Below are 11,973 nucleotides of genomic sequence, written 5' to 3' on the forward strand. Positions count from 1 at the left end.
TTGTTGCGCATTAGCAACAGTGATATGACTGACCGAATCACTGTTGCAATGATCTCGTTGTTCTCTCCCCTCGCTTTCACAAGGAGTCATCATGAATCACACCCAAGCCTGGTGCTGGCATGCCCCCGGTGAACCGACCCAGCTTACCCTCGCCGATCTGCCCCTGGCACCGCTCGCCCCTGACGAGGTGCTGGTGGCCAACCGGGTCATCGCCTTCAATCCGGTGGACTGGAAGCTGATCGAATATGGCCACTCCAACTGGCAAGATGGTCAGGTGCCCGGCGTCGATGGCATGGGCACTATTGTGGCGCTCGGCGCCAACGTCAGTCATCTGCGTCTCGGCGCCCGGGTCGCCTACCACACCGATCTGCGCCACCACGGCAGCTTTGCCCGTCATACCCGGGTGCCGGCGCGCGCCCTATTGCCGGTACCCGATGCACTGAGCGATGAGGCGGCAGCCGCCCTGCCCTGTCCCGGTCTCACCGCCTGGCAGGCGCTGGCCAAGCTGCCGCGCCTGCACGGGGAAGCACTGCTCATCACAGGTGCCGGCAGCAGTGTCGGCCGCTTTGCGGTGCAGCTCGCCCTCCAGCAAGGAGCGCGGGTCTTTGCCAGCGCCAGCCCACGCCACCATCAGTGGCTCAAACAGATAGGTGTGCAGGGCGTAGCCGATTATCGGGATCCCGCCTGGCTGGCCACCTTGCAAGCCGCCAACGGCAACGAGCCGTTTGAGGGGATCATCGATCTGGTCTCGAGCCAACAGGCAGAGAGCCTGCTGCCCGCCCTTGGCTACTACGGCCATATGGTGACTGTGCTCGGGCGCATCCCGCACAATCCGTTGCCCGCCTTTAGCCATTGCCACTCGTTGCACGAGATTGCGCTGGGCGCCCAGCACGCCTTTGGCTCGGACAAACAGTGGAGCCGACTGGTCGCCGCCGGTGTCGCCATGATGGAGCAGATGGCGAGCGGCGAGCTGACCCTGCCGCCGCTGGTGGTCGGCGACTTTGAGTCACTGCCTACCCTGCTCGAGCGCTTCAAGCGCGAAGGACAGGGCGAGAAGTTTCTGGTGCGAGTGGCGTAATACAGCCCTCCTCCTGCAACCACACCAGCCATTGAAATAAGAGAGGCCCGCCAGTGATGACGGGCCTCTCTTTATATCTAGTGCATGTCATCTCGACTTCATTGGCGCCTGACTCAGTGCAGGATCACCCCGTGAGTCTCGGCATAACTGCGGATCTCCCGAGTCAGCCGCGCCTTGTCGGCCACAGAGAGCCAGCTCGCCTCCACCGCATTGAGCGACAAGCGACAGAACTGACTCATGGTCGCGCCAAGGCCATCGGCCAGCGCCACAAAGTTGGCATTCATATAGCCGCCAAAGTAGGCGGGATCGTCCGAGTTGATGGTGACGCAGATCCCCTGCTCCAGCAGTCGCAGCACATTGTGGTGTGCCATCTGGTCAAACACCTTGAGCCGGGTGTTGGAGAGGGGGCAGACGGTGAGCGGCAGCCGGGTATCGGCCAGATAACGGAGCAGCTCGGGATCGTCGGCCGAGCGCACCCCGTGATCGATACGGCATACCTTCAGCTCGTTGATCGCCTGCCAGATGTAGTCGGCAGGGCCCTCTTCACCTGCGTGGGCCACCACCGGCAGCCCCAGCTCGCGGCATTTGGCAAAAATCCGGGCAAACTTGGTCGGCGGATTGCCCTTCTCCCCCGAGTCGAGGCCGATGCCGTGGATCCGTGACAGGAAGGGCTCCGCCTCTGCCAACGTAGCGAACGCTTCATCCTCGCTAAGGTGGCGCAAAAAACTCATGATCAGCCGCCAGCTGATGCCAAACTCCTTCTCCCCGGTCTGCAGCGCCCGCTCGATGCCGCCCAGCACTGTGGCAAAGGGGATACCGCGGGCCGTGTGGGTCTGGGGGTCGAAGAAGATCTCCACATGCACCACCTTGTCGGCGGCGCACCGCTCAAGATAGGCCCAGGTGAGGTCGAAAAAGTCCTGCTCGGTCACCAGCACGCTGGCGCCGCGATAGTAGAGGTCGAGAAAGGATTGCAGGCAGTCAAAGTCATAGGCGGCGCGCACGCTGGCCACGTCGGGCCAGGGCAGCGACACATTGTTGCGTTTGCCAAGCTCGAACATCAGCTCGGGTTCGAGGGTGCCCTCAATGTGAAGGTGCAGCTCCAGTTTCAGCAGTCCGGCGATAAATTGCGCGGCGGTGAGGTGTTCGGGTGTGACTGACTTGGGAATCGGGGTGTCCATAGCGACGGCTCCATCAGCAAAGTGATCCGGCGTCAGCCCCTCCACCAGACTGACCCGACGGCAGCTTTATTGTGCACCTAAGTGGCAAGACAGGGGAGACTTGTCATCAAACAGACTTATAATGGCGTCACAAAAATCATAAATGATTGAACATCTTAACGATTGGCGGCTCGCCTGCGCCCTGACAAGGAGTTTTCATGAAGAAGAACGTCATCTGCGATATCGACGGTGTCATCCTGCACAACAACGATCTCATCCCCGGTGCCGACCGTTTCGTCCATCGCCTGCTGGAGCAGGGCAGCAAGCTCTTGTTCCTCACCAACTATCCGGCCCAGACCCAGAAAGATCTGCAAAACCGCTTCCGCTCCGCCGGGATCGAAGTGCCGGAGGAGTGCTTCTACACCTCCGCCATGGGCACCGCCGACTTTCTCAAGCGTCAGGATGGCAAGAAGGCCTATGTGATCGGTGAAGGGGCCCTGACCCACGAGCTCTACAAGGCCGGCTTTACCATCACCGATATCGACCCCGACTTCGTGGTGGTGGGCGAGACCCGCAACTACAACTGGACCATGATGCAACAGGGGGCCAAGTTCGTCGAGCAGGGGGCTCGCTTTATCGCCACCAACCCGGATACCCACGGCCCCATGATGCACCCGGCCTGCGGCGCCCTGTGCGCCCCCATCGAGCGGATGACCGGCAAGAAGCCGTTCTACGTCGGCAAGCCGAGCGCCTGGATCATCCGTGCGGCGCTCAACCGGATGGAGGCCCACTCCGACGACACCATCATCATCGGCGACAACCTGCGCACCGACATTCTGGCGGGCTTTCAGGCAGGCCTCGAGACGGTGCTGGTGCTCTCCGGGGTGAGCAAGGTCGCCGATATCGACCGCATGCCGTTTCGCCCGAACCATATTTTCGACTCCGTGGTCGACATCGATATCGTCTAATCACCACCCAAGCGTTAAACAGGGCAGGTATCTCCTGCCCTTGCAGGATCTGTTATGGAACCCATTCTGATCGCCGTGGCCTTTGGCTGCGGCATGTTAGTCAATCTGATTGGCCTGCCCCCCCTGCTCGGCTTTCTGGCCGCCGGTTTTATCCTCAACGGTATGGGATATGAAAATACTCCCGCCCTGAGCGAGGTGGCCGATCTCGGCGTCACCCTGCTGCTGTTCACCATCGGTCTCAAGCTCAATATCAGGACCCTGATGCGGCGCGATGTGTGGGGCACCACCAGCCTGCACCTGCTGCTCTCCACCCTGCTCTTTACCGTGGTGCTGCTGGTCTGCAAAGGACTGGGGCTTGAACTTGCCCTCTCGCTGGACTGGAAGCTGGCACTGCTGCTGGGCTTTGCCCTCTCCTTCTCCAGCACCGTCTTCGCGGTCAAGGTGCTGGAAGATCGCAGTGACATGAATGCCCTCTACGCCCGCATCGCCATCGGTGTGCTGGTGATGCAGGATGTGTTCGCGGTGGCCTTTCTGGCCTTCTCCAGCGGCAAGTGGCCCAGTATCTGGGCGCTCTGGGTGCTGGGATTGCCGCTGCTGCGCCCGCTGCTGTTCAAGCTCTTGGAGCGGGCCGGTCATGGCGAGCTGCAGGTACTGTTCGGAGTCTTTCTGGCACTGGTGGTCGGGGCTGCCGGTTTTGAAGTGGTCGGCCTCAAGCCGGATCTGGGGGCCCTCATCATCGGCATGCTGCTCGCCTCTCATCCGGCTGCGGCAGGGCTTGCCAAAGCGCTCTTTAACCTCAAAGACCTCTTTCTGGTCTGCTTTTTTCTCACCATCGGCCTCAACGGCCTGCCGACCCACGACACCATGTTGCTGGCACTGGCGCTGGTGCTGGCCCTGCCGCTCAAAAGTGTCCTCTACTATCTGGTCTACAGCGGCGCTCACCTGAGGGTGCGTACCGCCCTCCTCTCCACCCTGGCGCTCACCAACTTCTCGGAGTTTGGCCTGATCGTCGCCGCCATCGCCGCCAAGGCGGGCTGGCTCTCCCACGAGTGGCTGGTGGCGGTCTCGCTGGCGCTGGCGGCGAGCTTTATGATCTCCGCTCCCCTCAATGCCCAGAGCGAACGCATTTACCATCGCATCGGCCACTGGCTGCGGGGATTGCAGGCGAGCAACCTCCATCCGGAAGACAGACCCATAGAGCTGGGCGATGCCGAAGTGATCATCCTCGGTATGGGGCGGATCGGTCAGGGAGCCTACTTCGAGCTGGAAAACAAGTACGGCAACGTCATCCTCGGGGTGGAGAACGACAGCGAGAAGCTGCCCACCCTGCGTGCCCAGGGGATGAACGTCATCGAAGGAGATGCTACCGATACCGACTTCTGGGACAAGGTGCTGCTCTCCAATCAGGTCAATCTGGTGCTGCTGGCGATGCCCCACCATTCGGGGAATCTCTACGCCATCGAGAAGCTGCGCAGCCACGGATTCAACGGCAAGATCGCCGCCATCGTCCGCTTCGAGGATGATATCGCCTCCCTGCAGGAGCAAGGGGTGGATGCGGTGTTCAACGTCTACAACGAAGCGGGCAGCGGCTTTGCCCGTCATGTGATCCGCCGCTTGCAGCCGCTTTGAGTCGTCGGGCTGCGGCTCTTGGCAAGGGAACGCGCATCGTTTAAGTTATGCACAACCTCGTTTAATAAAACGAACAAACGCGGGGCCGGGATGGCCCCGTTTTCATATCCCCATTGCCAGGGAGGCACCATGAAGACCCTCAACGACTGGATTTTGCCGGGCCGCCACGAGGCGACCCCTACCCCGCTGATGCCAGCCCCCGAGCGCATTAAAGCGGGCCACCCGGCGCAAACGGTGTGGAACCACTACTCCGATCCCAGCAAGCAGTTTCACGTGGGCTTCTGGGCTTGCGAGCCGGGCCGCTGGGCCATCCACTACACCGAGCACGAGTATTGCCAGCTGCTGGAGGGGGATGTGGTGATCCACGACAGTGAGGGCGGCCAGCTGGCTCTCAAACCCGGCGATCAATTCGTAATTCCGGCAGGCTTTGTCGGCGAGTGGGAGACCCTTACCCCCTGTCGCAAGGTCTATGTGATCTTCGAACCCGCCTCTGCTTGACGTTCACGTCACCCTGCCCCGTTGCAGCAGCCCTTATCCTGTTGATCTGCTTGACGCTTACGGCATGATTTTCTGCGGTTTTCCCGCTTGCAAAAGGTTTTTCCGCTAGGCATTGTGTCTGACGAGGAATGTAAATGGAATTTCGAGCCCAAACGTGGGGGGCTCATATAAAAATCAAGAGGATTACCGCCAATGTGTTCAATTTTCGGCATTCTGGATATCAAGTCCGATGCAGTAGCCCTGCGCAAATCGGCGCTGGAGATGTCCAAGCGACTTCGTCACCGCGGGCCTGACTGGTCCGGCGTCTACAGCTCCGACAAAGCCATTCTGGTGCATGAGCGTCTGGCCATCGTCGACCCGGGCAATGGCGCCCAGCCGCTCTACAACCCCGAGCGCACCCATGTGCTGGCGGTCAACGGCGAGATCTACAACCACAAAGAGCTGGAGAAGAGCCTCAAGGTCGACTTCCAGTTCCAGACCAAATCTGACTGTGAAGTGCTGCTTGCTCTCTACAAGGAGAAGGGCCCGGCGTTTCTCGACGATCTCAACGGCATCTTTGCCTTCATTCTTTATGACGCCGAACAGGATGCCTACCTGATTGGTCGCGACCACATGGGGATCATCCCCCTCTATACCGGTCGTGACGAGCACGGCAACTTCTATGTCGCATCCGAAATGAAGGCGCTGGTGCCGGTCTGCAAGAGCGTCGAAACCTTCCCGCCGGGACACTATCTGTGGAGCAAGGATGGCGAGCTCAAACAGTGGTACAAGCGCGACTGGATGGAATACAGCTCGGTCGAGCACAACGTCAGCGACAAGGCCGAGCTGAAAGCCGCACTGGAAGCGGCGGTCAAACGCCAGCTGATGTGTGACGTGCCCTATGGCGTGCTGCTCTCCGGCGGGCTGGACTCCTCCGTTATCTCCGCCATCACCAAGCTCTATGCGGCACGCCGCATCGAGGACGATGGCAAGAGCGAAGCCTGGTGGCCGCAACTGCACTCCTTCGCCGTAGGGCTGGAAGGGTCGCCGGATCTCGCCGCCGCCCGCAAGGTGGCTGATCACCTCGGCACCATCCACCACCAGATCCACTTCACCGTGCAGGAGGGTCTGGATGCCCTGCGCGATGTCATCTATCACCTCGAGACCTATGACGTCACCACCATCCGCGCCTCCACGCCGATGTATCTGATGGCACGCTACATCAAGGCGATGGGGATCAAGATGGTGCTCTCCGGCGAAGGCTCCGACGAGCTGTTCGGCGGCTACCTCTACTTCCACAAGGCGCCCAACGCCCGCGAATTTCACGAAGAGAACGTGCGTAAGCTCGCCTCTTTGCACCTCTATGACTGCCTGCGCGCCAACAAGTCGATGGCAGCCTGGGGTGTGGAGGGTCGCGTGCCCTTCCTCGACAAGGAGTTCATGGATGTGGCGATGCGCCTGCAGCCCGCCGACAAAATGTGTGGCAAGGGCAAGATCGAGAAGCACATCCTGCGCGAAGCGTTTGAAGATCTGCTGCCCCACGAAGTGGCATGGCGCCAGAAGGAACAGTTCTCCGACGGCGTAGGTTATTCGTGGATCGACAGCCTGAAAGCCATGGTGGAACAGGAAGTGACGGATCAGATGTTCGAAGCGGCCGCCTTCCGCTTCCCCATCAACACCCCGCTCACCAAGGAGGCCTACTTCTACCGCGCCATCTTCGACGAGCACTTCCCGCTGGAAGCTGCCGCCCGTACCGTGCCCTACGGCAAGTCGGTCGCCTGCTCCACCCCCACCGCGCTGGAGTGGGATGCCAAGTTCAAAGAGATGGCCGACCCGTCAGGCCGCGCCGTAATGGACGTGCACCAGCAGGGCTACTAAACCCGGACGGAGCAACCCAAGCGCATAACGTCAGATAGCAAAAAGCCCTTCACCATGGTGAAGGGCTTTTTCATGTCCCCGCGGTCACGACTGCCAAATCACATCAGACCATCGCAGATAGTTGATTTTTCATAAATATTTAATTTTTTTACCGAGTGACCATGCATTGACAGGGAGCGCGTCGATTGACTATGCCTGAAGGGTGATCAACAGGATCACCACGATGACAACAAGGATCGGGAGGGGGCATGGACGCTAACACTCTATCAAGGATCGCCCTGCTGACAGCACTGCTTGCCAGTCCGTCTGCAATGGCGAATGACAATATCGTGTTACTGCAGCTTGGCAAGGCCTTCAGCAATGAAAAGCTCGACATCAACATCGCCGACGCCAAGTTCCACCACATGTTCTGGCGCTGGGAAGACTCAAGCTGTCAATTTGGGGTGGGGGTACGTGCCGGAACGCTCAAGGTAGAAGATGAAGAGAGCGCCAGACTGGGGGGCGGCGCCCGTATCGAATGCCAATGGGGTAACTGGGTAACCTGGCTCCCCGGCGAAATGGTCTGGCTCGATCAGTACCAATTTGGCTCTCGCGGCCACGGCTACAAGGATTACGGCGGCCCTTTCCAGTTCGCTCTGGGGATCGGCCTCGGCTACGCCATCACCAAGAATTGGCCGATCGGCTATCAGTATGAGCACATGTCCAACGCCTATATGTATGACAAGAACCCGGGGCTGGACAGCCATACCCTCCATATCGAGTACCGGTTCTGATTACAGGCTTATGCCTTGGTCTGTAGACTACGCAGCTGAATACAGGTGTGCATAGTCCAAAACGACCAGACGATAACATCGTTGACCAACGGCGATGCCACCCAGAAGAAGATTATCGACGTGCAGCTAGAAGAAACGCAGGAGTGATAACTGGATCCGAGAATGGCCCCACAATGTGGGGCCATTCTCATTTCTGTCTGACAGCACACCGAAACATGGCCAGGGAAAGTCGCCGAATGAAGTGCGCTATCAGGCAGAGCGGCATCATACAAGAAGATCCTGTTGCTAAACATTACAGGAAGGGTGAACCGCTTAAAAAAGCGCTGTCGCCACTTTGTCGCCATTTAGGCAAAAGAAAAAGGCCACTATTTCTAGTGGCCTTCTGTAACTCTTTGATTTTAATGGTGCCCGAGGCCGGAATCGAACCGGCACGACGCGAACGTCGAGGGATTTTAAATGCCTGCACCCAGCCTTTAAAATCAAATAGTTAAATAAATACAGTCACTTATAAACACGTCATTATGCGGAAAAGTACGGTGTTCTGCGAGCTGTGTGGATCAAATGTGGACACTAGCGCAGCTTGTTCACTGTCAGCGGATTGAGCCGCAACGCATCCTCAAGGTGGTCTGGGGCAAAGTGGGCATAGCGCATCGTCATGGTGATGGTCGAGTGCCCGAGTATCTTTTGTAGCACCAGAATGTTACCACCGTTCATCATAAAATGGCTGGCAAAGGTGTGCCGCAACACATGGGTACTCTGCCCCGCCGGTAGCTGGATCCCTGCCTTGTTGATGGCGGATTCAAAGTGGTGGTAGCACTCACTGAACAGTTTTCCCCTGCGCTTGGGGATAATGTCGATCAGCTCTTGGTTAATGGGCACGGTTCGACGTTTGCCACCCTTGGTATGAGTGAAGGTCAACCGGTTCTGTGACACCTGCGACTGGGTCAGGTCCTGGATTTCTCCCCAACGCGCCCCTGTGGCCAAGCAGAGCCGCACCACAATGCCGAGATCTGGATTGCTGGCAGTGTCACAGGCCTCGAGCAATGCCTTGATCTCGTCAGGGTACAGAAACGCCAGCTCTGATTCGGTAACCCGGTAAAGCCGCATCCCGGCCAACGGATTCTCTGCCGTCCACTCACCCAACCGCTTTAGTTCATTGAACACTGCTCGCAGATAAGCGTGATCACGGTTCACCGTCGATGCGCTAACCCCCTTCCCTTCTTGCGTCGCCGCCCGTCGATCGCTCACTACGCCAGAGAGACGCGCCTCACGGTATTTGGCAAAGTCATTACCCGTAAACTCAGCAGCCAGTGGGTTGCCCAAGCTTTCGCAGATCAGCAGCAGTTTGGACCGACGCTGCTCACCATCACGCAAGCTCTGGCCATGCAGGCCATACCAACGTTCAACCAGATCAGACAAGCGCCGGGTATCTGCCACAGGTTCGGCGACCTGCTCATCATCACCCATCCAAGGTTTTTCGGCGAACTGCTCAAGCAGCCACAGCTCCCAGGCAGCCGCCTCCCCTTTGGTGGCAAACCGCTTGCGCCTGCGCGGCCCATTGCGACCACCTGGGCGAACATCGGCAATCCAGGGTAGCGGCTTACCATCATCGAGTTTGCGCACGGTCATGAAAGCAAACCCACTGCCAATCCAAAAATCTGCCCCAGTACCGTGCGGCCGACCTCCCGGGAGTCCGCCTTGACGGCCTCGACCAATCGCTCACCCAAGCTCCCTTGCAGACTATCGGGGGTGGCCTTGAGCACCTCCAACCCTTTGGCTGTCAACACAGCATCGTTGATACCCTCATACTCCAATGAAGTGCCATGGATATATCCAGCATCAACCAGCCATTTCAAACTTTCGGACGCAAATTTCTTACGCTTAAAATAGGGATCATCGAGGCGGGTGTTTTTATCGCGCATGAGCCATTCCTCCTCAGGTGAAAGACCGTCAATGTGCTCACCATCTTCGGTGACGATGAACTTGCTGGAGGCCAGATACTGGCGCACCGGAAACCGGCTATACAGATCAGCCAGTGCCAGCACCACAATGATATCGAACCGTTCAATATTGGAGACCATATGAATCCTTCATTAAAAGCGTCATTTGCCGACCATCAGCGCCGATACGAGCTAACCGACATCATGAAGAGGCACATCGTGTCACAACTCAACGGCTCAGTGGACGCCGTAAGAGCCCGTGCCTTTTGGCGTACCCACCTCCCGAACCTCACCGAAGCAGAAGGGGCCGAACAGCTGGCGGAAGCACTTGCATCGGCACTTGAAGAAGTGCGCAGAAAACTTATTCCCCCCCTGGCCGGTTGATGTACTCCCAAACTCAAGACCTACTTGCCGAGTTCGGCCGACTTGCTCAGCCAGGTTCCTGTACAAGCGAGGTAGTAGATTACATGGTCATGAAAACCAGCAAAGTTTGCCCAGCATCATCACAACTCTTGCCTAGCAAAATGCTCATCTTCCTGATAAACATTTGCTTTTGTACAATTACAGAACCAGACATCCATCAACGAATAAAACAATTGAAGTTGTGCTCATTTAATACATTGCTACGAACATCAAATCTAGAGAACAACGCAAGCTCACACACAAATTCATTTGTCTCCCCATCAACTATCGCACTATAAACACCAGCGTCCTTTACCCTAGAAATATAATAATCAAAAACTTCTGCCCTTAAAGACCTATACGCACTCATGCTATAATCTGTAAATACGCTTGATGGGAGTGTGCATTCGGTGTTAATGCAATCAAGGACTGCATATTTTTCAATGTACTTTTGATACTCACTAAACTTCTCATCATATACCGCTATAACAGCCATGAAATATATTTCAGCATCAGCCAAGTTGGTTTTTAATAACTCTACATAAAATTGTTTTTTTTCATTAGAAATCAACATTGACTCATCGATATACTTTAATAACTTAAACGCCAATGACACAGGAGAAATGACAGATTGCATACTATAAAGATTCATTGCTCTATCATAGCCTGAATAATTAAATCCATTATAGTTTTGCAAATCAATCTCTGCATTCATTGTGTAATAAAACATATTCCAAGCTTCTCTTCCTTGAGTTTCCCCAGTGCGTATCTTGGCGGACTGTTCTTTATAAAACCCAAGCAACTGAAATACTGTCCCTTCAAATAACTGTTGATTCATCACATCGGTTTGAATTTTGAACAAATCACTTTGGGATGCCATTTCATCCCGCGTCAGCTTAAGCTCTAATTGGGACACTGCCAGTTGCCGTTTTTGAAGCAGCAAAGTCACTACAACAGCGGAAAATGCCAAGCCAGAAAACAGTGTATTCAGTGCTCCATACATGTCACCAAACACGCCTATTTCGGCATACTCTGTTACTGGACTTCTGCCCTGCAAATACCAAACAATATTTGGATAGTGAAACCAAAACAAAAATATAATTGAAGGTAAGGATACCGCGACAAAAAGCCAATGCGTTAGTATCACCTTAATATAGGAAAACAATGCCCACAGCTTAGACAAACATGTTTTCTCAGCTACAGGTTTCATATTGATATGCCTATTCCATTATTTTTTTATGGCTCATTCTTATCATTCCTGGAGTCAAGGATGATGTTTGCAATATCATCTCCGCTCAAGATAGTCGCAATCTGTTTTTCTGTAAGACCTTGTAGTGAGATCTTTGAACCATCTTTTCTCACCACTTCAATCGAGCCTTTTCGACGATTATGCAGCCATGCGACAATAACGCCTGCCAGTGGAACGACAACACCAGTAAAGTTACCGATTAACTCCAGAATGGCATGGGGTGAACCAGCGCTAAACTGTAGCCGATAGTCGTGAGCGATCGCTTCCTGATTCAACATCTTGTCTAAATCGGTTGCATCTCCATAAATCAGAAAGGTTAGGCCGCCATGTTCACTGTAGTGTGTCATTCAACTCCCCTTGCATACTTTGAGAGACATCCTCGAACAGATGCCGTTGTACTGACCATGACGCCCAGAGGGCTT

13 protein-coding genes are annotated in these 11,973 nt (G+C 56.0%); 8 read left to right on the forward strand and 5 right to left on the reverse strand.

From position 1 onward, the window contains the following. Positions 1–91 precede the first annotated feature (91 nt). Entirely contained in the window at positions 92–1,078 is a 987-nt protein-coding gene (locus tag I6L49_RS07365) for a zinc-binding dehydrogenase (protein WP_204383006.1), read from the forward strand. A gap of 113 nt (positions 1,079–1,191) precedes the next feature. Here I6L49_RS07365 and I6L49_RS07370 read toward each other — a convergent pair whose 3' ends face one another. Then, on the reverse strand, positions 1,192–2,256 hold the full coding sequence (locus I6L49_RS07370) for an adenosine deaminase (RefSeq protein WP_216951019.1): 1,065 nt from the start codon (positions 2,254–2,256) through the stop codon (positions 1,192–1,194). A gap of 197 nt (positions 2,257–2,453) precedes the next feature. Between I6L49_RS07370 and I6L49_RS07375 the strand changes: the two genes are divergently transcribed. From I6L49_RS07375 to I6L49_RS07400, 6 genes are all read left to right on the forward strand, one after another. Next, positions 2,454–3,203, forward strand: a complete 750-nt coding sequence (locus I6L49_RS07375) for an HAD-IIA family hydrolase (protein ID WP_216951021.1) — start codon at positions 2,454–2,456, stop codon at positions 3,201–3,203. Between the two features lie 54 nt (positions 3,204–3,257). Then, complete coding sequence (locus I6L49_RS07380; protein WP_216951023.1) at positions 3,258–4,832, forward strand: cation:proton antiporter family protein; 1,575 nt, start codon at positions 3,258–3,260, stop codon at positions 4,830–4,832. 129 nt (positions 4,833–4,961) lie between these two features. Then, a complete protein-coding gene (locus I6L49_RS07385) occupies positions 4,962–5,330 on the forward strand; it encodes a cupin domain-containing protein (RefSeq protein ID WP_216951025.1) in 369 nt (122 codons plus the stop codon). A 192-nt stretch (positions 5,331–5,522) separates the two neighbouring features. Next, positions 5,523–7,187 carry an asparagine synthase B gene (gene asnB / locus I6L49_RS07390; RefSeq protein WP_216951027.1) on the forward strand — a complete coding sequence of 555 codons (1,665 nt, stop codon included), beginning with the start codon at positions 5,523–5,525 and terminating at the stop codon, positions 7,185–7,187. 248 nt (positions 7,188–7,435) lie between these two features. Beyond that, positions 7,436–7,960 carry an acyloxyacyl hydrolase gene (locus I6L49_RS07395; protein WP_216951028.1) on the forward strand — a complete coding sequence of 175 codons (525 nt, stop codon included), beginning with the start codon at positions 7,436–7,438 and terminating at the stop codon, positions 7,958–7,960. A gap of 236 nt (positions 7,961–8,196) precedes the next feature. After that, positions 8,197–8,451, forward strand: coding sequence for a hypothetical protein (locus I6L49_RS07400; protein WP_216951030.1), 255 nt, complete (start codon positions 8,197–8,199; stop codon positions 8,449–8,451). 79 nt (positions 8,452–8,530) lie between these two features. On the opposite strand, the gene I6L49_RS07405 is transcribed toward I6L49_RS07400, so the two are convergent. Then, complete coding sequence (locus tag I6L49_RS07405; RefSeq protein WP_216951032.1) at positions 8,531–9,589, reverse strand: tyrosine-type recombinase/integrase; 1,059 nt, start codon at positions 9,587–9,589, stop codon at positions 8,531–8,533. Further along, positions 9,586–10,041, reverse strand: coding sequence for a hypothetical protein (locus tag I6L49_RS07410; RefSeq protein ID WP_216951034.1), 456 nt, complete (start codon positions 10,039–10,041; stop codon positions 9,586–9,588). Before I6L49_RS07410 ends, I6L49_RS07405 begins: the two co-directional genes overlap by 4 nt. Here I6L49_RS07410 and I6L49_RS07415 point away from each other — a divergent pair, their 5' ends adjacent. Beyond that, positions 10,042–10,284, forward strand: a complete 243-nt coding sequence (locus I6L49_RS07415; protein ID WP_216951036.1) for a hypothetical protein — start codon at positions 10,042–10,044, stop codon at positions 10,282–10,284. 196 nt (positions 10,285–10,480) lie between these two features. Here I6L49_RS07415 and I6L49_RS07420 read toward each other — a convergent pair whose 3' ends face one another. Continuing rightward, on the reverse strand, positions 10,481–11,512 hold the full coding sequence (locus I6L49_RS07420) for a putative phage abortive infection protein (protein ID WP_216951037.1): 1,032 nt from the start codon (positions 11,510–11,512) through the stop codon (positions 10,481–10,483). Between the two features lie 26 nt (positions 11,513–11,538). Further along, a complete protein-coding gene (locus I6L49_RS07425; RefSeq protein WP_216951039.1) occupies positions 11,539–11,898 on the reverse strand; it encodes a hypothetical protein in 360 nt (119 codons plus the stop codon). Between the last annotated feature and the right edge of the window lie 75 nt (positions 11,899–11,973).

The organism is Aeromonas sp. FDAARGOS 1419, assembly GCF_019047045.1.
In the GTDB taxonomy this organism is placed as follows: Bacteria; Pseudomonadota; Gammaproteobacteria; order Enterobacterales; family Aeromonadaceae; genus Aeromonas; species Aeromonas veronii.

Coding starts and splice junctions, on each gene's coding strand:
- I6L49_RS07380 (WP_216951023.1), top strand. CDS start 3,258: ATGGAACCCATTCTGATCGCCGTGGCCTTTGGCTGCGGCATGTTAGTC.
- I6L49_RS07395 (WP_216951028.1), top strand. CDS start 7,436: ATGGACGCTAACACTCTATCAAGGATCGCCCTGCTGACAGCACTGCTT.
- I6L49_RS07400 (WP_216951030.1), top strand. CDS start 8,197: ATGAAGTGCGCTATCAGGCAGAGCGGCATCATACAAGAAGATCCTGTT.
- I6L49_RS07405 (WP_216951032.1), bottom strand. CDS start 9,589: ATGACCGTGCGCAAACTCGATGATGGTAAGCCGCTACCCTGGATTGCC.
- I6L49_RS07375 (WP_216951021.1), top strand. CDS start 2,454: ATGAAGAAGAACGTCATCTGCGATATCGACGGTGTCATCCTGCACAAC.
- I6L49_RS07420 (WP_216951037.1), bottom strand. CDS start 11,512: ATGAAACCTGTAGCTGAGAAAACATGTTTGTCTAAGCTGTGGGCATTG.
- I6L49_RS07425 (WP_216951039.1), bottom strand. CDS start 11,898: ATGACACACTACAGTGAACATGGCGGCCTAACCTTTCTGATTTATGGA.
- I6L49_RS07415 (WP_216951036.1), top strand. CDS start 10,042: ATGAATCCTTCATTAAAAGCGTCATTTGCCGACCATCAGCGCCGATAC.
- I6L49_RS07370 (WP_216951019.1), bottom strand. CDS start 2,256: ATGGACACCCCGATTCCCAAGTCAGTCACACCCGAACACCTCACCGCC.
- I6L49_RS07385 (WP_216951025.1), top strand. CDS start 4,962: ATGAAGACCCTCAACGACTGGATTTTGCCGGGCCGCCACGAGGCGACC.
- I6L49_RS07410 (WP_216951034.1), bottom strand. CDS start 10,041: ATGGTCTCCAATATTGAACGGTTCGATATCATTGTGGTGCTGGCACTG.
- asnB (WP_216951027.1), top strand. CDS start 5,523: ATGTGTTCAATTTTCGGCATTCTGGATATCAAGTCCGATGCAGTAGCC.
- I6L49_RS07365 (WP_204383006.1), top strand. CDS start 92: ATGAATCACACCCAAGCCTGGTGCTGGCATGCCCCCGGTGAACCGACC.